The organism is Wenjunlia vitaminophila DSM 41686, from assembly GCF_000380165.1.
GTDB classification, from domain to species: domain Bacteria; phylum Actinomycetota; class Actinomycetes; order Streptomycetales; family Streptomycetaceae; genus Wenjunlia; species Wenjunlia vitaminophila.
Window position 1 is genome coordinate 29,531 of record NZ_KB904660.1, and the last position, 22,518, is coordinate 52,048.

Genomic DNA, 22,518 nt, shown 5'->3' on the forward strand with positions numbered 1-22,518 from the left:
CGAGGCATCCCGGTGCGGGTCGGGGGCCTTGTGCCGGCGGACTCCGGGGTGCGGACCGGGCGCGCCCGCCGCGTGGACCCGGGGAACGGGAGGACCGGTGCCCGGGGCGCCGCCGGGCGGACGGCCGGTCCTGGTACGGCACTTGCGCCGTGCCGCTGGTCGCCTCCCTGTCGTCACGTTGCCAACGGCTGTGGGGGAATGACCGGACCGTAGAGGCGTACGCGGACTCTGGTCAAGAGGTCTACACCTCTTGAAGAAGAAGGGCCTGGTGGGAGGGGGGTCATTGCCTTGAAACGTTATTAGAAGGTCTATGCCTTCAATGCTGTGTGGCGGTGGGGAAGCCCCGGACGGCCGGCACGTCCAGGAGCGCCGTCCGCCGCACGGGACCGCCCTGGGGGCTGTCTGATGAGTAGCGTCGTCCGCCCGGAGGGCGGGGGTCGCGGCGTCTGGTGCGTGCGATCGCAAGGTGGAGGGTCGTCCTCGTACTGGGCGTACATGGACGATCCCGACAACGCAGCGAGCGTGCGTGCCAGGCGCCACGACCCAGGCGGGACTTATCAGACAGGCCCTAGCGTTTCACCCGTCCGCGAATGGCCCAGATCGCAAAGATGAGCAGGACCGGCTCCGCGGCGCGGGAGGCCATCTGGATGTAGGCGCCGGCGGTCGTCAGGTCCTGTTCGGACGAACGGAACACCACGGACTCGAGCACGATGCGCAGCGACCTCTCCCACCGGTCACCGGTGATCCGCTGGAGGTACGGCCCGGTGGGCTTGGCCGGGGCCGGCGTGTCGGTGGTCGCCCGGATGACGTGGCCGTGGGTCAGTGTGCCCCTGGTCGTCGGCGCCGGGGTCGTCTGGGGCAGTCCCCAGAGCATCAGTGCGGACACGGTCACGGTCATCGCGATCAGCAGCCAGGCCAGGGCCCGTGAGGCACGCAGACCGTAGCCGGAGACCGCCCAGTAGAGGAACAGCAGCGCTCTTTCTCCCGTTGGCCGCTCGGTGTCGTGGCGGCGCATCTCGCACTCGCCGTAGTAGAAGTCGGCCGCGTCGGGCTCGTTCTTGCTGTCTTCCAGTGACTTGCGCAGGTGCCGGTAGACGCGGGCCAGCGCTGCGGGCCCCGGCACGGGTGCGTCCTCGGGGGCCGGGACGTTCCACCCCGGTGTCTGCCGGGCGGTGCGCCAGTGCTGTTCCTCAGCCAGTGTGACCCGTGGTGTCCAGTGCTTGGGCACCTGGCGCTGGCGGTGCCAGCCGGTGGGCGTCCGCCCGAAGACACAACGGCCCTCCAGGCGGAGCAGGTCCAGGTGGAAGACGCCGGAGAACTGGCAGTCGGACAGGTCCACGTCGCTGACCACGAGGTGGGTGGCGTCCACACCGCTGATCGAGGTGATCCGCACTCCGGGGTCGTAGCCGCACCGGCTCAGCGGCGACTCGTCCAACGGCCCGAGGTGGGACGGGTACGCGGAGGCGCGCGCACTGATGCTCACGGGGTATTCGAGGACCGCGTCCCGCAGGTCCACGGTGGCGTAGCGCAGGCGCACCGTGGCCGTCGAGCCCCAGCGGGAACGTTGCAGGTGAACACGTGCCGCCGCCGCTTCCACGCTCACCGGGGCGCCGAACCACGCACCGGTGAGATCGAGCCTGCCGCGGCACACCAGCGGACCCAGTTGCGCCGCGGTCTCGAACCTCACCTGGAAGAAGCCCGCGTGGGCGAAGAACCGCGCCTGGCCGAACCCGGCGTCACCGCGGAACGTCGCGTGGTCGAAACCCGCATGGGCCCGGAAGGTGGCGTGGTCGAACTCCACGTCGGCGGAGAACGTCGCCTGGTAGAACCTCGCCTGGGCGGAGAACGTGGCGTGGGAGAACCCGGCGTCCGCGGAGAACGTCACGTGGCCGAACCCCGCGTGGCCGGAGAACCTCGCCTGGCCGAACCTGGCATGGTCGGAGAACGTGGCGTGGTAGAAGCCGGCGTCGGCGCAGAACGTCGCGTGGTAGAACCCCGCTTCGGCGGAGAACGTCGCGTGGTCGAAGCTGGCGGTGCCGGAGAACGTCGCGTGGCCGAACTCCGCCTCCCCGCGGAACGTGGCCTCCTCGAAATGGGCCTCACCGAGCCGCGGCCGGGTGGTGGCGGGGTCAACGAGTGGGGTGAGCAAACGCCCGAGCAACTCGCGGGTGAACACGGTGCCGCGGTGGTCGAGGTCGCTGCCCGGGGACAGGGAAGCCAGGTAGGCGGCGCGTTCGACGTCGTGGAGGTGGGCCAGGCAGGTGCCGTGCGGCTCCACGGCACGGCCACGGCAGCCCACCGGGTCGCCGCTGTCGGCACCGCGCCCGCAGTGGGGCCATGGCGGTGGGGAGCTGGGTAAGAGGTTGGACATCGGGCCCTCCTTGATGCTGGCGTACCCGTGCGCCTGGTACGGGCCGAGCTGGTGGTGATCGACCGCTGGTTCCCAGCAGCAAGCTGTGCGGGGCCTGTGGCACGGTCCGCCAGAAGCCGCCACTCAACGTCCGAGGAGGCTGAGTGGTCAAGGATGGACGTCCCGCTTCCGACCGCGTCAAGGTTCGGGTTCGCCCACTCGTTGCGGACGGGGGGCGCACGGTGGCTGTGGTGCCCTTGGAGCGGGGCGCGGTGGACCACTGCCGACAGGCCACCGGTGCCCTCCCGGTGGAACCACGGGGTGACCGCCGTGCGTGACTACGTGCGGTAAGCCGCGTTCGGCGAACTCCTCCGGGCCCGTACCGCCCCCGCCGTCACGGCACGACCGAGGTGCACCCACCAGGGGGGCAACGGTGTACGACGCCTACATCTCCTACGCGCGCCAGGACGGCGACTGGGCGCGCGCGCTCGCCGACCGGCTGCGGGCCCACGGGGTGCGCCTCTTCTTCGACCAGTGCAGCCTGCGGCCCGGCGACGTCGTCGTGCACCAACTCGAGGCCGCGATCCGGCAGGCCAGCCACGGCATCCAGGTCGTCGGCCCGCTCACCATGACCCACCCCTGGGCGCGCCAGGAGTACGCGGCCCTGCTGGAAGCGGCGAGCGGACGCGGACTGAGGCTGATCCCGGTGCTGTGCGGCGACGCCGAACTGCCCCCCTTCGCGGCGACCCGGGCCTGGGTGGACTTCCGCCACCTCAGCGGCGCCACGTTCGACGCCAAGGTCGCGGAGCTCGCCGGGGTGCTCCGCGGCGAGGAGCCCGCCCCGCGGAACCGGGTGGCGCCGGAACTGCTCGACCTGGCCCGCCCCGAGCGCCCCCGCCGTGACGACACCGGGCCGGCGCCCCCCGCGTTCGTCGTCTGCTACGCCAGGACCGACGCCGGCTACGGGGAGCGGCTCGTCACCCACCTGCGGCGCCACGACCTGCCCGCCTGGTCGCTGGGGAACCTCCGCTGGGGCGACGACTACCTGGACGCCATCAGACAGCGACTCCGGCACGCCCTGGCGGTCGTCGTCCTGATGTCCCCGGACGCCGAGGAGTCCGAGGACGTCACCCGGGAGATCCTCGAGGGCCAGCGGCACAGCCGTGACTTCTTCCCCGTCCTGTTGCGCGGGGAACGCAACTACCTGCTCGCCAGCAGTTGGTACTTCGACGCCAGGAACGGAGCCCTGCCAGGGTCGGACGAGATGCGCCTGCTGCGCCGGCTGTACGACTCCCGCCAGTCGGGCCGGTCGGAACCGGGCCCCGGCGGGTACGAACCCCTGCCGGGGCCGGGCGGCGGGCAGGTGCCCACCGTGCCACCCCTGCCGGCGCCACCCCTGCCGGCGTCGCCCTCGCCGGCCCCCGGGGCATGGGGTCCGGCAGCGGCCGGCAGCACCGGCCACGTCTCACTGAGCCGGCTCGAGGCACTCCTCGCCGAACACGAGACCGAACACGCCGACCTGTTGACGACCGCGCTGCTGCTCGACGCGGTGGGGCGGCTGGAGTACGGCTGGATGCGCCGGTCGGACGGCCCGCGGCTACCCGACGCCCTGCTGCGCGGAGTCGACGCCCTCTGGGCACGCTACTCCGGGGACGTCCACGGGTTCAGCGCGCAGCGGCGACGTGCCCAGGTGGGCAGGGGCCGGCACGCGGACTTCCTGGCCCTGTCCCTGCGGTACGGCTGGCGACAAGCGTCCGACGAGACCGTACCCAGGTACCAGCACTTCACGGGCCGGTCAGGGAGCGTCGGCTTCTTCCCGACGCTCCGCAACCCGCTCAGCGAGCGGCACCTGGACTGGTACGACCAGTGGACCGAGACGGTGCTCGCCGTCCACCTGCGGCTGGGCAGCCTTCGGCCGAACGGAACGGGGGGATGAACACATGACGCTCTTACTCGTGGCGGTGGTCGTGGTGGGGGTGGTGACGCTGGTCGGTGTCGTCGGCTACGCGTCCGGCCAGTCCGAAGCCCGCCCACCGGGGCGACGTCCGGCCCCGCGCAGCGTCGCCCGGTACGGGGCGAGCCGGCTCGGCGCCTGGGCGGGTCTGTGCATGGTGCCGGCGGACCACGTCGGGATCGTCCACCGACGGTTCGGACGCGCCCCCTCCGACCAGCGCTTCAAGCGGATCAACCCGGACAACGCCCGTGGCACGCAGGCCCGCACGCTGCTCCCGGGACACCTCTACTGGCTGCCTCCCCCGCTCTTCCACGTCCAGTTCGTCCCGCGCGTCCACGTGCCGGAGGACCACATCGGCGTCGTCGTCGCCACCGAGGGCGCCCGCCGCGACCCCCGCCGCGTCCTGGGCCGTCAGGTGGAGTGCGACAGCTACCAGGACGGGGTGGCCTTCCTGCGGAACGGTGGTGAGCAGGGCAGGCAACTGACCGTCCTCCCCGGCGACAGCTCGTACTACATCAACACCGCGCTGTTCAAGGTCGAGATGGTGCCCAGGACCTACGTGCCACCGGGCACCATCGGACTGGTCATCGCCAAGGACGGCGCCATCCGGCCCCCGGACCGCCCCTTCGGCAGGTTCGTGGAGTGCGAGAGCTTCCAGGACGGCGCGGCGTTCCTCCGCGGCGGCGGGGAACAGGGCAGGCAACTGGCGATCCTCACCGGCGGCACCCACTACGACATCAACCCCTACCTCTTCGACGTGATCACCGAGGCGACCGCGGCGCGGTCCGACCAGGCCGGGCTGCGGCCACGGCACCTCAGGGAGATCTCGATACCGGTGGGCCACATCGGTGTGGTCATCGCCCTGGACGGTGCCGAGCCCGAGCGGGGGGAGAAGCGGGTGGGGCCGCTGATCCCCGGTCACAGTGGGTTCCGGCTCCCCTGGGTGTTCCTCGCCAACGGCGGGTGGCGGGGCGTGCAGGAGGAGACCCTGGGGGAGGGCGCCGTCTCCATGCTCAACCCGTGGTTCGTCCGCGTCGTGCTCATCCCCACCCGGCTGCTCATCCTGGACTGGAGCAAGAAGGCCAGCTCGCAGGCCGACAACTACGACGCCGCACTGGACCGCATCAGCGTCAACGTGCAGGGCCACCAGCTCCAGGTGGAGCTCAGGCAGACCCTCAACATCCCGCGGACCGCGGCTCCCCGGCTGGTCAGTGAGTTCGGGGACTCCTCCAGCTCGGGGATGGGCGGCCTGGTGGACAACCCCGCTCCGGTCCAGCGGTTCGTGGAACGGGTGCTGGGCGGCGCCGTGGACACCTACTTCAACGGGATCGCCGCCGAGTCCACCGTCGAGGAGTTCCTCACCCGGTACGCCAGCATCCGCACCGACCTGGCCGCGCAGGTCCGCAACGCCCTCGCCGCGTGGGGCGTGGAGGCGGCGAGCACCAACCTGGGCGAGGTCGAGTCGTTGGACGGCGACCTCAACACCGCGCGCAAGCGGGTGTCCACGGAACAGATCCGCACCCAGGAACTGGAAGCGCAGTTGAAGAACGTCCGCATCACCTCGGAGATCCGCCAGGCGGAGCTGGCGACGGAACGGGAGCGCCGCCTGTTGGACGTCGCGACCCTCGAGCGCAGGATCGAGCTGCTCGGCCGGGACACCATCGCGATGCAGTACTTCCTCGCAGAGCTCAAGCAGATGAACGTCCCGCAGGTCGTCAGCGGGGACGCGGAGTCGCTGCTGACACACCTGCCCATGCAGCGGGCCCTGGAACTCATCGACGCGGCGCAGTGGCGCGCCGGCAGGTCAGCGCTGGCGCAGGCGCCCGGGCCCGACGGGAAGCCGCTCGGCGAGCGGCAGGTGTAGGCCCCGGTCCCGCTCAACGCACCGACGCCCGGTGGACGGCCCGGGAGACCGCCGCGTGCGGCTCCCCGGTGCCGGCCCCGGCGCGGCCGTGCCGCTGCACGGCCGCGCCCAGGCAGACCAGCGCGCCCGCCGAGAGCACCGAGCGCACCACGTTCCAGGCCACCCACGGCGTCTCGAACCGCTCCCGGACGGCGCCCGGGTCACGCGGCGCCGCTCCGGCGTCGGCCAACTCCTCGTTGAGCGGCACGCTGATCGCGCTGGTCACCAGGAACAGCAGCGCGTGCAGCACCAGCGCCGCCAGCACCCAGCGCAGCACGTGGCGCCGCCCGAGACGACGCTGCTGCACCGCGGCGACGGCGCACAGCGCTAGCGAACCCATGAACGCCGTGTAGAACACCGGGTTGAGGATGGCCACGTTGATCTCCTGCATGGTCTCCACGAACGTGCGGTCATCGACCCGTGCCAGGCCCGGCATCACCGCGCAGGAGAACGCGAAGAACAGACCGGCGACCAGTCCGGTGGTGAGCAGCGCGAGCCCGAGGACGGCACCGGACCAGCGGCGGCCGGTGGCAGGGGGCGTGGTCGTGGGGGCGGCGGGGTGGTTCATCAATGCTCCGGGGCAGGATCGGGTGGGGGAGGGGGAGGGCAGGGGTGGTCCACCTGGGTGCGTTGGTGGGTGGGTCCCGCGGCAGTGGCCCGGCCCTAACGGGCGATCAGTGCGGCGCCCAGCGCCGCCGCCGCGCCCAGGCCGGCCACGGCGCGCACGTGGTTCCAGCGGGTCCAGCCGCGCAGGTAGGCCCGCCACTCACGGTCGGCCTCGGCGCCGTCGGCGGTACTGCGCTCCAACGCCTCGTTGCGCGGCACGTTGGCGGCGGCCGTCACCCCGACCGCGCCCACCAGGTACAGGACCCCTCCGAGCAGCGCCGGCACCGATCCCGACGCCGACACGTCCAGCAGGGCCAGGACCACCACGACGGCGTCCAGTACCGCCGTGCCCATCAGCACCGACAGGAACGCCGGCCGCACCGCCGCCACGTTCACCGCGCGCATCGCCGCGCTGCCCTGAACCTCCGGCAGTCGGGCGAGACCCGGCATCACGAACGACGAGAAGGCGAAGAAGACCCCGCCCACCGCGCCCGACCCGACACAGCCGAGCAGCAGCAACGTGTCGGTGACCGCCCCGTTCACGCCGCCCACCGCCCGTGCCGGACCGTGGCGACGCGGGCCGGGTGCGGGCCACCGTCGGTCGTCCGCGTCCGGCGCGGGCTGCGGCTCCGTGCCGCAGCGGCCGGGCCCCGCGGCGTGTCCGCTCCTGAGTGCTGCACCGTTCGGTCCCTCCGTCCGTGCCGCCGCGCTGCTGCGCCGCGGCCACGGCCCCAGTCAACCTGGCCGGCCGCGGGAACCCCATGGCCGAAACCCTCACGGACATGCGCGAGCGTCCACGTCCCCGTGCGCTCCTCCTTGTCCGCCGGGGGGCGGTCATGCCGTCCGCAGCGCCCGTGCGACCTCTCCCACGGCTCGCTCGTACCCGTCGCCGTCCGCCCCGTCGCCCGAGGCGCGGAAGTCGGCGCAGTACCGGGTGGCGGCGAACCCGGGCAGTTCCACGTCGCCGATCACCACAGGGACGAACACCCGGCCCGACTCGATCGACTGCTGCACCAGGGCGGCGTACTCCTGGGCCACCCACCCGCTCCGCATCGACGTGGGGCTGAACACCAGCAGTCCGTGGGCCGAGGCGCGGATCGCGGTCTCCACGGTGTGCACCCGGACCCCACCCGGTCGGCTCACCACCTCGTCGTACGCCACGCGCACCCCCCGCTCGGAGAGTCCCCGGGCGAACCTCCGCACCCAGGCGGCGTCCTCGGGGGCGTACGAGACGTACACGTCGAACTCCGTGGGGCCGGTGCCGCCGGGCGGAGGTCCGGGCGCGGGCGCGGGGGGCTGGCAGCGTCTGGTGAGCTGGTGGCGGACCGCCACATAGCCGAAGTAGGCGCTCACGACACCGGCGATCGTGCCGACCACGCCGAGGAGCAGTCCCGTCGTGTCCACGGACGAAAGGCTAGGGCGGTTCCCCGCCGGGGGGAACGGCGCCCGCCCGTGGACGCCGGAGTCCCGCGCTCACGGGACTCGCCACCGCGTCGCGTTCCGGGTCGGTGGCGGACTGTGCCTCTGCCCCGTCACCGTTCGAAGCCGACTACCTCACCGCCGAGCACCCAGAAATCTGTGTCGGCCACAGTAGACATTGGATGGTGGTGTGGCTATAGTTTCTCTCGTAACCTAGAGGGTCCGCAGGGCCTGGCAGAGGACGAACTGCCAGGCAGCAGTACTCGCAGTACAGATCGTTGCCGTTCGTAGGACGGTGCGGTGGTGGAGTTCCGAAGCCAGAGCGGTTGCAGGACGGCGACGGGGCTGGCTGCTGGAGGGTGGCGCTGCGACAGGCCGCTGAGCAGTTCGCATCACCAGAAGTTCGCATCACCAGAAGTGCGCAGTATGCCGTTGATCACTGAGGGAAGAACGGAGGAGCCGAACGCCATCAGGATCGCCCGGGCGGAAGTCTGGAGTCCGGGTACCGCAGGACATCGATAGTGAGGTGGTCTCCGGTCAAGCAACCGCGATCCCCGCGGCCCCGGCAGCATTCCGGTCGGGCCGGCGGAAACAGAAGGCCAGCGCAGTACTGACGCTGGCAGATGGTGTAGTAGTTCCTTCGGGGCCTGGGTGCCGGTCGGCACCCAGGCCCCTCCATGCGTTCCATGAGAGGGTTCAATGACAGCAGACGACTCGTACGGCCGTCTCGACGACGACGACTACCCCGCCTACACCATGGGCCGGGCCGCCGAAGTACTCGGCACCACCCAGGGCTTCCTCCGCGCCATCGGCGAGGCCCGCCTCATCACCCCGCTCCGCTCCGCCGGCGGCCACCGTCGCTACTCCCGCTACCAACTGCGTATCGCCGCCCGAGCCCGCGAACTCGTCGACCAGGGCACCCCCATCGAAGCCGCCTGCCGCATCATCATCCTCGAAGACCAGCTCGAAGAAGCCCAGCGGATCAACGCCGAATACCGCCGCGCCGCCGAGTCGTCGAACCCGCCCACCGCGACCTGAGACGGATGGGCGTTCCAGGGGGACACCTCGTCGGGGCCGGTTGGGGAAGCCTTGGCGGGAGAAGCGTCCGGGGAAGCCGCGGGTGACGTTCAGGGCAGGGACGTCGGCTGGCACGCCGAGGAGTTCGGTGTTCTCTCGCGGACGCTCGCGAAGAGGGGGGACGGCCCCTCATCTGCACTCTCATCTCGCCCGGATCAGGCAGGGCGCGGTCGGTGTCCCCGAGCAGGCGGGACATACCGCATTGCGGTCACCGATGTCAGCGCCTGGGCCACGGGCGACTTCGGCTGTTCCGGCCACTGTGCAACCACTGCGACGGAAACCCGTTGCGAGCGGTGGTGGGCCCGACGCGTTCCGTCGGGCCCACACCGCTGTCCAGGTGCCGCTCGGTCCTGGTTCCCCCGGTCAGGCGGGCGTGGGAGCGCCGAGCATCGCGGAGGCCTGCTGGAGCGGGCTGAGGGGGCGTGCGGGTGCGGCCTTGGGAAGGGTGTGGCAGGTGAAGCCGAGCCGCTCCATGGCCCGGAGGACTTCGCCGGCGGTGAAATCACGGCGGTCCTGGCGGGTGATGACCTGGCCGACTTGCATGACGGGATAGCGGCGGCGGCCGATGGTCACGGATTCACCGGTGCCTGGTTCGGGCTTGATGCCCTTCATCGATTCCAGCACGCCGATCTTGGTGAGCTCGAAGGGGTAGCGGGCGATGACGCAGCGCATGTGACCTCGCAGGGAGGAGGGGAGAACCGTCCGGCCGGGGTGGCGGGGCGGTTCAGTGGGGGAGAGGAAGCCCAGGGCTCTCGGTTCGGCCTGGGTGACCTGGCCGGTGCCCTGGTCGTCCGGGTTCGCGGACGACCAGTCGGCCCGTGCGTGCGGTGGCCATGACGGCCGGCGCCCTCGACGCCGATGTCGTCACGGACCTCCGGCGCGGTCGGGTCCACGGCCTCAACCACCGTCTCGATCACGGAGGACCACGGGGGTCCTAGGCCGCCGCGTCGAAGGCGGACTTGCGTGCGGACGCGCGCCTGGTCGCCGGAGCGGGGCGGCGTCGGCCTCGTGGGGAGGCGCCGCGCTTGGGGGGTTCGACCACCGGTGCGGAGATGACGACCGGGATACCGGACGGTGCCTGGGCGCCGGTGATCCGGTGCAGGGCCTCGTCGCCGGAGTGGACCTGGGTGGTCTGCGGCCGGATGCCGGCGTCCGACATGAGGCGGACCATGGCTTGGCGCTGGTTCGGTGTGACGAGGGTGACGACGCTGCCGGACTGGCCGGCGCGAGCGGTTCGGCCGCCGCGGTGGAGGTAGTCCTTGTGGTCGGTCGGCGGGTCCACGTTGACGACCAGGTCGAGGTCGTCGACGTGGATGCCGCGCGCCGCGACATTGGTCGCGACCAGCACGCTGACGTGACCCGTCTTGAACTGCGCCAGCGTGCGGGTGCGCTGCGGCTGCGACTTGCCGCCGTGCAGCGCGGCGGCCCGTACCCCGCTGTTGAGCAGGTCCTGGGTGAGCCGGTCGACGGCGCGCTTGGTGTCCAAGAACATGATCACGCGGCCGTCGCGGGCGGCGATCTCCGTCGTGGTGGTGTGCTTGTCGGCGCCGTGGACGTGCAGGACGTGGTGCTCCATCGTCGTGACCGCACCGGCCGACGGGTCGACCGAGTGCACCACGGGGTCGGTCAGGTAGCGGCGCACCAGCAGGTCCACGTTACGGTCCAGGGTGGCGGAGAACAGCATCCGCTGCCCCTCCGGACGAACCTGGTCGAGCAGCGCGGTGACCTGCGGCATGAACCCCATGTCAGCCATCTGGTCGGCCTCGTCCAGGACTGTGCTGCCCACCTGGTCCAGTCGGCAGTCGCCACGGTCGATGAGGTCCTTGAGCCGGCCAGGGGTCGCGACGACGATCTCGGCGCCGCCTCGCAGCGCGCCGGCCTGCTTGCCGATCGACATCCCGCCCACCACCGTGGCCAGCCGCAGCCTGACGGTTCGGGCATACGGAGTGAGCGCGTCGGTCACCTGCTGCGCCAGCTCACGCGTCGGTACGAGGACCAGCCCCAGCGGCTGGCGGGGCTGGGCGCGCTGTCCGGCGGTACGGGCGAGCAGGGCGAGGCCGAAGGCAAGGGTCTTGCCGGAACCGGTGCGCCCGCGGCCCAGGACGTCACGGCCCGCCAGGGAGTTCGGCAGGGTCGCGGCCTGGATGGGGAACGGTGCGCTCACACCCTGCCTGCCGAGCTCGGCCAGCAACTGCTTGGGCATGGAGAGTTCGGCGAAGCCCTCAACTGCGGGCAGCGCGGGGGTGACCGTCGTGGGGAGTGCGAACTCACCCCGCACGGCGGCCGTCCTGCGGCCGTGACCGCCGGAACGGGCAGGCCCGCCGGAACGGCGCGCCGCCGGCGAGCCGAAGCGGCTGCCGCCCTTCCCCGCGTGGGCACCGCCCTTACGGGTGCGGGACGAGCGGTCGTTCGTGTGACTGCGGTTCATGCGGAACCTTCCTTGATGCGGCGCATATCAAGGAATCCCCGCAGCGGTGAGCGGCATGGAGAATTGCAAGTATGGGCCGGTGGTAATAGCAAGCACGCTGGCCGATGGAAATCCACGCGGGCGTAGGTGCCGAAATTGGTGACGCGGGAGTGCGTGAAGATCCGGGCGCCGACTGCGGTGTAGCTCTTAAGGATGCGCCTGCGTCCCTGAACGGGATCTGTGCGTGGTGGGACTGTGGATCGCTCCGCGGCCGGTGGGACCGTCGCGGGAAACGCGTGTAGCTGGCGCCCGCACCCCGAAGGATGCGGGCGCCAGCTACGAAGTTCGCGTCGGCGTCAGGCAAGAACGATGTTCTCGGCCGTCGGGCCCTTCTGGCCCTGCGCGATGTCGAAGGTCACCTTCTGGCCCTCGAGCAGCTCACGGAAGCCCTGGGCGGAGATGTTCGAGTAGTGGGCGAACACGTCAGGGCCGCCACCGTCCTGCTCGATGAACCCGAAACCTTTTTCCGCGTTGAACCACTTCACGGTACCACTAGCCATGTCATGTCTCCTTTGGGGCAGTGCAACGGAATCCGCACCGCGCGGACGCCGTGTCGCCGCGATGATTACCCGCCCCGGAAAACGACCGGAAATACAAAACGCTCCCGCCGGCAGGAGCCGAGTGGGGGCACTTGAAGTTTTGGGAACCACAACTGCAACTGAGGTCGACAGTAGCACGCCGCAGCCGCCTTCGCCGGTTACATAATTCCACTCCGCTCACTGCGGCAAAAACTCTCACCACGCGGTCCTGCAAACTCTCATCTCGCGAGCACAGACCACGGAGCAGCACACCCCGCGTTTCGTCCTCGTCCCCGCCCCCAGCGCTCCGCGGCGAACCGGAGGCCCCCGTCCCCGCCGACCAGCACCCCGCCCGCAGGCGGAGTGCGTCTGTGCAGGTCAGAGCTAGATCCTCAGCACTCGATCACGTTCACGGCGAGTCCGCCGCGCGCCGTCTCCTTGTACTTGACCTTCATGTCGGCACCCGTCTCTTTCATAGTCTTGATGACCTTGTCCAGGGAGACGTGGTGGCGGCCGTCACCGCGCAGGGCCATGCGGGCGGCGGTGACCGCCTTGACCGAGGCCATGCCGTTGCGTTCGATGCACGGGATCTGGACCAGGCCGCCGACCGGGTCGCAGGTGAGGCCGAGGTTGTGTTCCATGCCGATCTCGGCGGCGTTCTCCACCTGCTCAGGACTGCCGCCCAGGACCTCCGCGAGACCGCCGGCCGCCATGGAGCAGGCGGCCCCCACCTCGCCCTGGCAGCCCACCTCGGCCCCGGAGATGGACGCGTTCTCCTTGAAGAGCATGCCGATGGCGCCCGCGGCGAGCAGGAAGCGCACCACCCCGTCGTCGTCGGCACCGGGGACGAACTCGGTGTAGTAGTGCAACACGGCGGGGATGATCCCGGCGGCGCCGTTGGTGGGGGCGGTCACGACCCGTCCGCCGGCGGCGTTCTCCTCGTTGACGGCCATGGCGTAGAGGGTGACCCACTCCATGGCGCGGCTGACCGGGTCGCCCTCGGAGCGCAGGGCGCGGGCCGCGGTGGCGGCCCGGCGGCGGACCTTCAGGCCGCCGGGCAGGATGCCCTCGCGGGACATGCCGCGGGCGACACAGGCCCGCATCACCTGCCAGATCTCCAAGAGCCCCGCCCGGACCTCCTCCTCGGTCCGCCAGGCCAGCTCGTTCTGGAGCATCAGGGCCGAGATGGACAGGCCGGTCTCCCGGGCCAGGCGCAGCAGTTCGTCGCCGGTCCGGAACGGGTGGGTCAGCACTGTGTCGTCGGGCCTGAAGCGCTTCTCGCCGAGCGCGTCCTGGTCCACCACGAAACCGCCGCCGACCGAGTAGTAGGTCTTCTCGAGCAGCGGCTGCCCCGTGAGGGCGAAGGCGCGCAGGACCATGCCGTTGGCGTGGTACGGCAGCGAGCGGCGGCGGTGCAGGACGAGGTGGCTCTGCTCGTCGAAGTCGATCTCGTGGGTGGCGCCTATCTCGGTGGCCAGCAGGCGCAGCCGGCCGGTGGACCGGATTCTGGCCACCTCGGCGTCGGCCCGGTCCACGTCCACCGTCCGCGGGACGTGCCCCTCGAGTCCGAGCAGCACCGCCTTCGGGGTCCCGTGGCCGTGGCCGGTCGCCCCGAGCGAGCCGAAGAGCTCGGCCCGCACCGAGGCGGTCTGGGCCAGCAACCCGTCCTTCTTCAGTCGCCAGGCGAACATCGACGCCGCCCGCATCGGCCCCACGGTGTGGGAACTCGAAGGGCCGATGCCCACGGAGAAGAGATCGAACACGCTGATGGCCACGGAGACTCCGTTGTCGGTGGTGGGGTGCCTGACGAGGGACACGCGACGGGGCACCGCTTCGGTCCAGTGTGCGTCACCGGACGCGTCGGCGCGGTGCCCCGCCGCGCCGAACGCCACCGCCTGCTGGATCGGTCACAGGGACGGGTACAGCGGGTGCCCCTCGGCGAGCGCGGTGACCCTCGACCGCAGTTGCCGTGCCGTCGCGTCGTCGAAGCCCGGCTTCAGGGCCTCCGCGATGACGTCCGAGACCTCACGGAAGTCGGCCTCCTGGAACCCGCGGGTGGCCAGGGCCGGGGTGCCGATCCGGAGTCCGGAGGTGACCATGGGGGGCCGCGGGTCGAACGGGACGGCGTTGCGGTTGACCGTGATGCCGGCCGTGTGCAGGCGGTCCTCGGCCTGCCGCCCGTCGAGTTCGGACGCGCGCAGGTCCACCAGGACCAGGTGCACGTCGGTGCCGCCGGTCAGCACGGACACGCCCGCATCGACGGCGTCCGCCTGGGTGAGGCGTTCGGCCAACAGGCCAGCGCCCCTCAGGGTGCGCTGCTGGCGCTCCCGGAACTGCTCGGAGGCGGCGGCCTTGAACGCCACGGCCTTGGCCGCGATCACATGCTCCAGCGGGCCGCCCTGCTGCCCCGGGAACACCGCGGAATTGATCTTCTTGGCGTACTCGTCACGGCAGAGGATCACCCCGCCGCGGGGCCCGCCGAGGGTCTTGTGCGTGGTGGTGGTCACCACGTCGGCGTACGGGACGGGGGACGGGTGCAGCCCGGCGGCGACCAGGCCGGCGAAGTGGGCCATGTCCACCATGAGGTACGCACCGACCTCGTCGGCGATGGCCCGGAAGGCGGCGAAGTCGAGCTGCCGGGGGTACGCGGACCACCCCGCGATGATCAGTTTGGGGCGGTGCTCCTTGGCGAGCCGCTCCACCTCCTCCATGTCCACCCGGTGGGTCTCGGCGTCCACGTGGTAGGCGACGACGTTGTAGAGCTTGCCGGAGAAGTTGATCCGCATCCCGTGCGTCAGGTGCCCGCCGTGGGCGAGGTCCAGGCCCAGGATGGTGTCGCCCGGCTGGAGCAGGGCGAACATCGCCGCCGCGTTGGCCTGGGCGCCGGAGTGCGGCTGCACGTTGGCCGCCTCCGCCCCGAACAGCGCGGTGACCCGGTCGATGGCGAGCCGCTCGATCACGTCGACGTGTTCGCACCCGCCGTAGTAGCGGCGGCCAGGGTAGCCCTCGGCGTACTTGTTGGTGAGGACGGAGCCCTGCGCCTGGAGCACCGCCACCGGGGCGAAGTTCTCCGAGGCGATCATCTCAAGCGTGGACTGCTGGCGGTGCAGCTCAGCGTCGACGGCGGCGGCGACCTCGGGGTCGAACTCGTGCAGCGGACTGTTCAGCATCGACTGGGGGGTCATGGACATGGGTTCCTTCTGGGTGTGTTCCCGCGGGGGTGGGGGAGCGGCAGGCATGGGCGGTGTCCGGGGCCGGGGTGCCGGGTTGGACGGGGAACGGTGCGGCCGGTGGTGCCGGTCCGGATGGTGCCGGTGTCCTGTTCCGGCGCCCGTCGGTGGGGGCGCCGGAACAGGACACCGCTGTGGTCCGGGGCGGATGACCGTGCTGTGCTCCGGGGCGGATGCAGGGCGGGCCGACCGGACCGGGCGGGTCAGGACTGGGTGAAGGCGTCGTACTCGTCGGCGCCGAGCAGGTCGGTCGGCTCCTCGGACACCCGCACCTTGAACAGCCAGCCGCTCTCGTAGGGCCCCGAGTTGACCAGGGCCGGCGCGTCCACCACGTCCTGGTTGATCTCGGTGATCTCGCCGGAGACCGGGGAGTACAGCTCGCTCACCGACTTGGTGGACTCCAGTTCGCCGCAGACCTCGCCGGCGGAGACGGTGGCGCCCACCTGCGGCAGGTCGACGAAGACCACGTCGCCGAGGGCGTTGGCGGCGTGCTCGGTGATGCCCACGGTGGCCACGCCGTCCACGGTGGCGGACAGCCACTCGTGCTCCTTGCTGTAACGCAGGTTGTCTGGGGTGCTCATGGCAGGGATTCTCCTGGATCGTGGGAGGTGGTCGTACGAGGGGGTCCAGGGGACCCGTTGGGAGTGTCCCCGGGAACGGGGTGCGGCCGGGATGGCGGCCACGGTGTTCACCGACCCGGGTGGCTCCCGGTTGCCCGGTTGCCCGGTTGCCCGGTTGCCCGGGGGACCGGGCCGGGGACGGCTGGGTCGGTTGGAGGAGGGAGGGGCGGAGCGGCGGCGCGACCGGGGCGGCCCGCTCCTGGCCGGTGGGTGGCCGCGCGGTCAGGGGCTGGTGGGTCGGCCGGCCCCGCGGTGCTGGGTGGGCGGGGCGCTTGGCCGTCCGGTCAACGCGGGCGCTGGTAGAAGGGGAGCGCGACCACCCGGTGCGGTTCCAGGCCGCCACGGATGTCCACGGCGACCTCCGTGCCCGGCTCGCCGTGCTCGGCGTCCACGTACGCCATGGCGATCGGGCGGCCCAGGGTGGGCGATGGCGCGCCCGAGGTGACCTCGCCGACCACCGTTCCGTCCGGGGTGGTCACGCGGTAGCCGGCGCGGGGCACCCGCCGTCCCTCGGCGACCAGGCCGACCAGGGCCCTCCCGGGCGTTCCGGCAGCCGCCTCCGCGGCCCTGGCCAGGGCTTCGCGGCCGACGAAACGAACGTCCCCGGTGCCCTTGTCGAACCGGACCACCCGGCCGAGGCCGGCGTCGAAGGGCGTGGTGGCGTCGGTCAGTTCGTGCCCGTACAGCGGCATGCCGGCCTCGAGCCGCAGGGTGTCCCGGCAGGACAGGCCCGCGGGGACGAGCCCGTCGTCCGCTCCGGCGTCGGTCAACGCGTCCCACAGGCGCTCCGCGTCCCCCGGGGGGACGAACAGCTCGAAGCCGTCCTCGCCGGTGTAGCCGGTGCGGGCGATCAGCGCGGGGACACCGGCGACGGTCCCGGACAGACACGCGTAGTACCTCAGCCCGGCCAGGGGCGCGTCGGTGAGCCGACCCAGGATGCCGGCGGCGGCCGGGCCCTGCACCGCGACCAGCGCGTAGGCGTCGCGGTCGTCGCGGAGTTCGGTGGCGTACCCGGCGACCCGCGACCGCAGTTCCGCAAGGACCCGCTCGGCGTTGGCCGCGTTCGCCACCACCAGGAACTCCTCGTCCCCGGTGCGGTAGACGATCAGGTCGTCGAGGATGCCGCCGTCCTCGGCGCACAGCATGGTGTAGCGGGCCCGCCCCACCGCCAGCGCGGACAGGTACCCGACCAGCGCGTGGTCGAGCGCCGCCCCCGCCCCGGGGCCGGTGAGGGTGATCTCCCCCATGTGGGACAGGTCGAAGAGGCCCGCCCGCTGGCGCACCGCGAGGTGCTCCTCGCGTTCGCTGCCGTAGCGGAGCGGCATGTCCCAACCGGCGAACGGGGCGATGGTCGCGCCGAGCCGGCGGTGCACCGCGTCAAGCGGGGTCCTGCGGGGCGCGGACCCGGCCGTGGGCGGTGTGCCGTCACGCATGTCGTTGGTGCTGCCTTGTTCGCTGGTCATCACGGGCTCCGAGGTGGGCGTACGGGGAGGCGGGTCCTCCCCATCTGTCATCGGAACCTGAGAGGTTCGCCGGGGCCAGCGAGGGGCCCGGCTTGCACCTTGGGTGGGACCGGTGGCCGGCAGGCCGAGGGTCCGCTTTTCAGAACTGCCTCGCCCACGCGGTTACGGTTGCCTGAGAGATTCCGGGGAGGACTTGCTCCTTCGGCGCCCCACGCACGACAACCGGCGTCGTGGACGGGGACTCTCCCGCGCGGCCTCGAACGGCCGGTATGGAATTGACCGGCACATCATCGCACAGCTCCGGTGCACCGTCGGGATACGCCATTACCCTTTCTTGGACGAGTCGGGGGATGACCTTGGGGGAAGGGCGAACCGGTGTGGTGGCGGAACGCAGGCATGACGACGGTGTGTGTCCCCGCGACGGGCGGAGGGGCCGCTCGCACCGCTTCGGGGCGGGCGTACGTCCCGTCGGCGCGGACCCGACAGGTGTGGCCTGACCGGGTGCTCGACCTCCGCCGCGGCCCGGGACCGCACCCGACGAGGGCGGTGCGCGCGCTGTGTTACCCGGTCGGCGACGTGGTGGTGGTCTCGGGGCTGCCGGGCAGCGGGAAGAGCACGCTGATCGACCGGACGGTCGCCGGCGCCCGCGGGACCGTGCGGTGCCTGGACTCCCAGGAGGTGCGGGAGCGCTGGGAACGGCGGCTGCCGCGCTGGGTCCCCTACCTGGTGTACCGGCCGGTGGTCCGCGTCGCCCACTACTGCCGGCTGCTGCGCGCGGCCCGTTCCGGACTCAGCCTGGTGGTGCACGACTGCGGTTCTGTGCCCTGGGTGCGGTCGGGGCTGGCCCGTCTCGCGCGGCGACGGGGCCGGGGGATGCACCTGCTCGTCCTCGACGTGCCCCCCGAGGTGGCCGTCGAGGGACAGCGGGCGCGCGGGCGCCGGGTGTCCGACCACGCGTTCGCCCGGCACCGGCGGGCCTGCCAGCGGCTGGTCGAGGGCGCCGTGCGGGCCGTTGGGGCCGCGGGCTCCGCCCTGCCCCCGGGGTGCGTCTCAGCGGTGCTGATCGACCGGCCGGCCGCGCGTGAACTCCGCCGGATCTCCTTCGGGGGCTGAACACCGGCGCGGGGTTCCCGGACGGAGCTGGCAAGATCGGGGCGGAAGTGCGGAACGGTACGCCGACGGGGTTCGGTGAGGGGCGGGTGGAGCGCGATGGGCATCCCGGCGCAGGGATACGGTGATTCGGTGGCCGGGTTCCCCAGCAACGAGCTCGAGCAGGTGCTGGCCGCGTCGGTGGGGCACCCGGAGGTCGCTCCCCGCCTGCTCCAGGCGCTGGCCGGGGCTCAGGTGTGGATACCGTTGCCGTCCGGCGGCGGCCCCGACAGCCCGGACCTGGACCTGCCCACCGTCGAGCTCGACGGGGTCACCTATGTGCCGGTGTTCAGCTCCCCCGAGCAGTTCCGGCGGGTCGCGGGGGCCATGCCCTGTGCCGTCGCGCCCATGTACGAGTTCGCCCGTGGCCTCCCGCCCCAGGTGGGCGTGGTGGTCAACCCCGACGGCGCGGTGGCGGTGCCCGTCCCGCCGGCCGCGGTTCCCGAGCTGTGCCGGAGCCCCGTCGACCCCCGGGCGGACGCCACCGACCCGACCGGCCACGGGGAGCTCAGGGCGGCGCGTCAGGGGGCCAGGGTGCGGCTGTGGGAGCCGGACTCGGCCAGCGAGCCGGTGGACTTCCTGGCGACCGCGGCGGGCGAGTTGGCGGTGACCCCGGTGGTGCTGTCCGCGCGGCGGGCGCTGGGCAGCGTCGAGGGAGGGCCCCCGGCGCTCTTCGTCGGGGTCGAGCTGGACCGCTGGCAGGAGGAGGACCGGGCTGCCGCGATGCAGGCCCTGGGCCGGGCGCTGGGCGTCGTCCCACTGCCCTGGGCGGTCAACTGCGTGCTGCTCGACATCGCCCAGGACCCGGTCGGTGACTGGATGCTGGAGCGGGTGGAGCCGTTCTACACCCGCGAGTGACCGACGTTGACCGGTCGGTCACCAGTGGGTTCGCGCCGCTACCGGGCCGAGCCATCTGCGAGCGCCATGGCGCAGGGTGACGGTGCGGCACCCGGTCGCGTGCCGGCCCCCGTCCGCCGGCCGCCAGGCGACGGGAAGGGGCGGAAGCGGGGCGGGGGGAACGCCGAACGGCAAGACTAGGACAGTCATCGGGGACCTTGCCGGCTACGGACCCGTAACCTGATTTGATGGCGGCGGCGCACAGGTGTGCGCGGTCTGGGACGGCGATAGAAGGGCGGTTGCGACGGTGAGCGCGGGCGTGGGAGGCGGTGCGGCGGCGGCCGGCCAGGTCGAGCAGTTGCTGCACCAGGTCGCGCCCGGTCGGTACGACGCCTACGAGGCCCTGCTCAGGGCGCTCGCCCAGGACCAGGTGTGGATGCTGCTCTGGCAGGGGCAACCGGGCTCCCCCGACGCCCAGTACGGGAACATGGACGTGGACGGCTACGGCTACGCGCCCTGCGTGACGTCGGCGCGTGAGCTCTCCGCGAGCGGCTGGAACCGCTCCCACGAGATCATCCAGGGCCGCACCATCGCCAACTCCCTGTTCCGCACCCGCTGGGGGCTCTGGCTCAACCCGCACGCTCCGGGCGGCGGGGTGGGCGTCCCCTGGCTCGACCTGCGCCGCGTCGCCACCGGCCTGGACCGGCTGCCGGCCGGCCCGCTGCAACTCAGCGAGCCGACCCTGCCGTTGGACCACTTCTACGCCCTGCTGTGTCAGGCCGCCCACCACACACCGGTGGTGCGTTCGTTGCGCCGCGCGTGGGTGCACCCGGCGCTGGGCGATCCCTACCTGGCGATCGGGCTGGACCTGTACGACACCGCACCGCAGGCGATGGAGGCGGTGCGGCAGATGATGCAGCACTGTCTGGGTGGCGCGCCGGAGGGCCTGCCGATATCGACGGTGGTCATGGCCGACGAGTACGACCAGGTGGCCATGTGGATGCGCGCCTACCAGCGGCCGTTCTTCGACCGGGATGCCTTCGCCGCCCCGATCCCGGCCCCGGCTCCCGCGCCGACCTGGCCACCCGCTCCCGGGGCACCCCAACCGGCATGGCCCTCCCAACCGGGCTGGCACCAACCCGGCAGGCCGTACTAGAAGCTGCTCAAACTGTCAGGCTCACATCAGGACTGGGGCGGGGGCGTCCCGGCCGGGGAAGTCCCTGCGGTGGGGCCGTCCGGGCGTCCAGCCGTGAGCGCCCTGCGGCGTGCGGTGCGACCGGGACGCACCGACGTCCGGTGACGGACCGCGCTCCACGGACACCGCGGGGCCCCGGCCAGGGATCACTGCGATGGCGGGAGCTGGCGCAACCCGTGCCGGTCCGCCCAGGCCGAGACGGCGGCGGCGATCTCGTCCGGGCGGTCCTCGGGGGCGTGGTGCCCGGCTTCGCCGCAGTGCACGGTTTCCAGCGCGGCGATGTGTGTCCTGCACCAGTCGGCCAGGTCACGGCCGATGAGCAGGGTGGGTGACCCCTCGAAGGTCATGAGCAGCTTGGGGACGTCCGTGCTGGCCGCCAGCCACCTGTCGTACGCCTCGATGCGGGAGACGAGCGCGGCGGGCTCGCCGCCGAGCGGCATCTGTCGGGCCCAGGCGAGGATGGGTCGGCGGCTGTCGCGGGTCGGGTAGGGGGCGAGGTAGGTCCGTAGGTCCGCGTCGCCGACCGGGGTGAGGACTCCGCCGGTGAACGCCTGGCGGACGAAGAGATCCCGGTCCAGGACCATGTCCTCACCGGCACCGGGGGTGCGGATGGTCTCGGAGCGCTTGCGCGCCTGAGGGGACAGCTCTTCCCAGGCCATGGGCTTGACGATGCTCTCGAGGAACGCGAGGCCCCGCACCCGTTCGGGGTGCCGGGCCGCCCAGTCGAAGGCGAGGGCGCCGCCCCAGTCATGGCCGATCAGGACGACCCGGTCCAGTGCGAGCGCGTCGAACCAGGCGTCGAGGTAGCGGGCGTGGTCGGCGAAGTGGTAGGGGATGTCCGGCTTGCCGGAGCGGCCCATGCCGATGAGGTCGGGTGCGAGGAGCCGTCCCCGGCCCACGCGGGGCAGGACGTCGCGCCACAGGTGTGAGGAACTCGGGTTGCCGTGGAGGAAGACGAAGGCGGTGCCGGTCCCCGAGTCCTGGTAGTGGATGGTCGAGTCGAGTACGGGTGTCTCGGGCACGTCGGGCCCCTTCGCTAGGTGGGGAGGTCGAGCGGGGTGTTCACCAGGGCCGTCAGGTCGCGCACGAGTGTTGCGGTCCTCGGGTCGTCCAGGCCGCCCAGAGGTGCCAGGAGCCGGGTCAGCAGTGCCTGGACGGTGGCGATGGCGGGGGTGACGGCCTCGCGTCCCCGGTCGGTGAGGCCGAGCCGCACCACGCGGGTGTCCGCGGGGTCGCGGACGCGTTCGACGAGGCCGTCGCTCTCCAGGGTGCGGGCCAGCTTGGACACGTACAGCGCCTCCAGGCCGGTGTGGTCGGCCAGCTCCCGCTGGCTGGGTCGGCAGCCGGCCTCCTCCATGCCGAGCAGTGAGGACAGCAGTACGTACTGGGCGTGGGTCAGGCCCAACGGCGCCAGTGCGCGGTCGACCGCGACCCGCCACTTGATGGACAGCCGCCAGACCAGGTACCCGGGCGTTGGTTCTCTGAGTTCCCCGCTCATACTTTTATAGTACATGGCTACTGTAGCCATGTACATGAATTAGGGCGAGGGGCACGGGGGGCCAGCGCTGCGGACGCCGGCCAGGGCGGGGGAGCTCGCGCGGACACTCCGCCGCGTCGATGAGCGGCGGTGGCCGAAAGCCGGGTCCCAACGCCGGCCGCCCGCGACGGGCACGGAGGGCTGGCTGCTCGCGACCACGGAATCCGGGGCCGGGCGTCGTCACAAGACCGGG

19 protein-coding genes, 1 pseudogene and 1 riboswitch are annotated in these 22,518 nt (G+C 72.0%); of the genes and pseudogenes, 7 read left to right on the plus strand and 13 right to left on the minus strand.

The features are described 5' to 3' along the window. Nucleotides 1-568 precede the first annotated feature (568 nt). Nucleotides 569-2,371 (minus strand): pentapeptide repeat-containing protein, encoded by a 1,803-nt coding sequence (locus tag A3IG_RS0110140; RefSeq protein ID WP_018383450.1) that lies wholly within the window; start codon nucleotides 2,369-2,371, stop codon nucleotides 569-571. Between the two features lie 10 nt (nucleotides 2,372-2,381). Between A3IG_RS0110140 and A3IG_RS35105 the strand changes: the two are divergent. From A3IG_RS35105 to A3IG_RS29240, 3 genes and pseudogenes are all read left to right on the plus strand, one after another. Continuing rightward, nucleotides 2,382-2,505 (plus strand): annotated as a pseudogene (locus tag A3IG_RS35105) (zinc ribbon domain-containing protein); the annotation flags it as partial. A gap of 278 nt (nucleotides 2,506-2,783) precedes the next feature. Beyond that, nucleotides 2,784-4,286, plus strand: a complete 1,503-nt coding sequence (locus A3IG_RS0110145; RefSeq protein ID WP_018383451.1) for a TIR domain-containing protein — start codon at nucleotides 2,784-2,786, stop codon at nucleotides 4,284-4,286. 4 nt (nucleotides 4,287-4,290) lie between these two features. Further along, nucleotides 4,291-6,168, plus strand: a complete 1,878-nt coding sequence (locus A3IG_RS29240) for an SPFH domain-containing protein (RefSeq protein WP_018383452.1) — start codon at nucleotides 4,291-4,293, stop codon at nucleotides 6,166-6,168. A 13-nt stretch (nucleotides 6,169-6,181) separates the two neighbouring features. Here the strand turns inward: A3IG_RS29240 and A3IG_RS0110155 are convergent, their stop codons facing one another. The 3 genes from A3IG_RS0110155 to A3IG_RS0110165 form a co-directional block, all read right to left on the minus strand. After that, nucleotides 6,182-6,775, minus strand: coding sequence for an anthrone oxygenase family protein (locus tag A3IG_RS0110155; protein WP_018383453.1), 594 nt, complete (start codon nucleotides 6,773-6,775; stop codon nucleotides 6,182-6,184). Between the two features lie 95 nt (nucleotides 6,776-6,870). Further along, nucleotides 6,871-7,356 carry an anthrone oxygenase family protein gene (locus A3IG_RS0110160; protein WP_040911187.1) on the minus strand — a complete coding sequence of 162 codons (486 nt, stop codon included), beginning with the start codon at nucleotides 7,354-7,356 and terminating at the stop codon, nucleotides 6,871-6,873. Nucleotides 7,357-7,647: 291 nt separating this feature from the next. Next, nucleotides 7,648-8,217 carry a toll/interleukin-1 receptor domain-containing protein gene (locus A3IG_RS0110165; protein WP_018383455.1) on the minus strand — a complete coding sequence of 190 codons (570 nt, stop codon included), beginning with the start codon at nucleotides 8,215-8,217 and terminating at the stop codon, nucleotides 7,648-7,650. 714 nt (nucleotides 8,218-8,931) lie between these two features. Between A3IG_RS0110165 and A3IG_RS0110170 the strand changes: the two genes are divergently transcribed. Then, the gene (locus A3IG_RS0110170) at nucleotides 8,932-9,270 is read left to right on the plus strand and encodes a MerR family transcriptional regulator (protein ID WP_018383456.1); all 339 of its coding nucleotides are present in this window, start codon (nucleotides 8,932-8,934) and stop codon (nucleotides 9,268-9,270) included. A 402-nt stretch (nucleotides 9,271-9,672) separates the two neighbouring features. Here A3IG_RS0110170 and A3IG_RS0110175 read toward each other — a convergent pair whose 3' ends face one another. The 7 genes from A3IG_RS0110175 to gcvT form a co-directional block, all read right to left on the minus strand. Further along, entirely contained in the window at nucleotides 9,673-9,981 is a 309-nt protein-coding gene (locus A3IG_RS0110175; protein WP_018383457.1) for an SCO5918 family protein, read from the minus strand. Between the two features lie 262 nt (nucleotides 9,982-10,243). Beyond that, on the minus strand, nucleotides 10,244-11,737 hold the full coding sequence (locus tag A3IG_RS0110180; protein ID WP_018383458.1) for a DEAD/DEAH box helicase: 1,494 nt from the start codon (nucleotides 11,735-11,737) through the stop codon (nucleotides 10,244-10,246). Nucleotides 11,738-12,072: 335 nt separating this feature from the next. Then, complete coding sequence (locus A3IG_RS0110185) at nucleotides 12,073-12,276, minus strand: cold-shock protein (protein WP_018383459.1); 204 nt, start codon at nucleotides 12,274-12,276, stop codon at nucleotides 12,073-12,075. Between the two features lie 410 nt (nucleotides 12,277-12,686). Continuing rightward, nucleotides 12,687-14,069, minus strand: coding sequence for an L-serine ammonia-lyase (locus A3IG_RS0110190; protein WP_026220104.1), 1,383 nt, complete (start codon nucleotides 14,067-14,069; stop codon nucleotides 12,687-12,689). A gap of 132 nt (nucleotides 14,070-14,201) precedes the next feature. After that, nucleotides 14,202-15,479 carry a serine hydroxymethyltransferase gene (gene glyA / locus A3IG_RS0110195; RefSeq protein ID WP_018383461.1) on the minus strand — a complete coding sequence of 426 codons (1,278 nt, stop codon included), beginning with the start codon at nucleotides 15,477-15,479 and terminating at the stop codon, nucleotides 14,202-14,204. A gap of 248 nt (nucleotides 15,480-15,727) precedes the next feature. Further along, nucleotides 15,728-16,105, minus strand: a complete 378-nt coding sequence (gcvH, locus tag A3IG_RS0110200) for a glycine cleavage system protein GcvH (RefSeq protein ID WP_018383462.1) — start codon at nucleotides 16,103-16,105, stop codon at nucleotides 15,728-15,730. Between the two features lie 323 nt (nucleotides 16,106-16,428). Then, nucleotides 16,429-17,607: a glycine cleavage system aminomethyltransferase GcvT gene (gcvT, locus tag A3IG_RS0110205; protein ID WP_018383463.1), complete on the minus strand. Its 1,179-nt coding sequence runs from the start codon at nucleotides 17,605-17,607 to the stop codon at nucleotides 16,429-16,431. Between the two features lie 149 nt (nucleotides 17,608-17,756). Beyond that, a riboswitch (glycine riboswitch) is annotated at nucleotides 17,757-17,866 on the minus strand. A gap of 137 nt (nucleotides 17,867-18,003) precedes the next feature. Here gcvT and A3IG_RS0110210 point away from each other — a divergent pair. The 3 genes from A3IG_RS0110210 (at nucleotide 18,004) to A3IG_RS29245 (ending at nucleotide 20,749) form a co-directional block, all read left to right on the plus strand. After that, nucleotides 18,004-18,720: an AAA family ATPase gene (locus A3IG_RS0110210; RefSeq protein WP_078500251.1), complete on the plus strand. Its 717-nt coding sequence runs from the start codon at nucleotides 18,004-18,006 to the stop codon at nucleotides 18,718-18,720. A 96-nt stretch (nucleotides 18,721-18,816) separates the two neighbouring features. After that, the gene (locus tag A3IG_RS0110215) at nucleotides 18,817-19,614 is read left to right on the plus strand and encodes an enhanced serine sensitivity protein SseB (protein ID WP_018383465.1); all 798 of its coding nucleotides are present in this window, start codon (nucleotides 18,817-18,819) and stop codon (nucleotides 19,612-19,614) included. A 286-nt stretch (nucleotides 19,615-19,900) separates the two neighbouring features. Then, nucleotides 19,901-20,749: an enhanced serine sensitivity protein SseB C-terminal domain-containing protein gene (locus A3IG_RS29245; protein WP_051087448.1), complete on the plus strand. Its 849-nt coding sequence runs from the start codon at nucleotides 19,901-19,903 to the stop codon at nucleotides 20,747-20,749. Nucleotides 20,750-20,934: 185 nt separating this feature from the next. On the opposite strand, the gene A3IG_RS0110225 is transcribed toward A3IG_RS29245, so the two are convergent. After that, on the minus strand, nucleotides 20,935-21,810 hold the full coding sequence (locus tag A3IG_RS0110225) for a haloalkane dehalogenase (RefSeq protein ID WP_018383467.1): 876 nt from the start codon (nucleotides 21,808-21,810) through the stop codon (nucleotides 20,935-20,937). A gap of 14 nt (nucleotides 21,811-21,824) precedes the next feature. Beyond that, nucleotides 21,825-22,286, minus strand: a complete 462-nt coding sequence (locus A3IG_RS0110230) for a MarR family winged helix-turn-helix transcriptional regulator (protein ID WP_018383468.1) — start codon at nucleotides 22,284-22,286, stop codon at nucleotides 21,825-21,827. Nucleotides 22,287-22,518: the final 232 nt, after the last annotated feature.

Coding starts and splice junctions, on each gene's coding strand:
- A3IG_RS0110140 (WP_018383450.1), bottom strand. CDS start 2,371: ATGTCCAACCTCTTACCCAGCTCCCCACCGCCATGGCCCCACTGCGGG.
- A3IG_RS29240 (WP_018383452.1), top strand. CDS start 4,291: ATGACGCTCTTACTCGTGGCGGTGGTCGTGGTGGGGGTGGTGACGCTG.
- A3IG_RS0110155 (WP_018383453.1), bottom strand. CDS start 6,775: ATGAACCACCCCGCCGCCCCCACGACCACGCCCCCTGCCACCGGCCGC.
- A3IG_RS0110170 (WP_018383456.1), top strand. CDS start 8,932: ATGACAGCAGACGACTCGTACGGCCGTCTCGACGACGACGACTACCCC.
- A3IG_RS0110175 (WP_018383457.1), bottom strand. CDS start 9,981: ATGCGCTGCGTCATCGCCCGCTACCCCTTCGAGCTCACCAAGATCGGC.
- A3IG_RS0110180 (WP_018383458.1), bottom strand. CDS start 11,737: ATGAACCGCAGTCACACGAACGACCGCTCGTCCCGCACCCGTAAGGGC.
- A3IG_RS0110185 (WP_018383459.1), bottom strand. CDS start 12,276: ATGGCTAGTGGTACCGTGAAGTGGTTCAACGCGGAAAAAGGTTTCGGG.
- glyA (WP_018383461.1), bottom strand. CDS start 15,479: ATGACCCCCCAGTCGATGCTGAACAGTCCGCTGCACGAGTTCGACCCC.
- gcvH (WP_018383462.1), bottom strand. CDS start 16,105: ATGAGCACCCCAGACAACCTGCGTTACAGCAAGGAGCACGAGTGGCTG.
- gcvT (WP_018383463.1), bottom strand. CDS start 17,607: ATGACCAGCGAACAAGGCAGCACCAACGACATGCGTGACGGCACACCG.
- A3IG_RS0110210 (WP_078500251.1), top strand. CDS start 18,004: ATGACGACGGTGTGTGTCCCCGCGACGGGCGGAGGGGCCGCTCGCACC.
- A3IG_RS0110215 (WP_018383465.1), top strand. CDS start 18,817: ATGGGCATCCCGGCGCAGGGATACGGTGATTCGGTGGCCGGGTTCCCC.
- A3IG_RS0110230 (WP_018383468.1), bottom strand. CDS start 22,286: ATGAGCGGGGAACTCAGAGAACCAACGCCCGGGTACCTGGTCTGGCGG.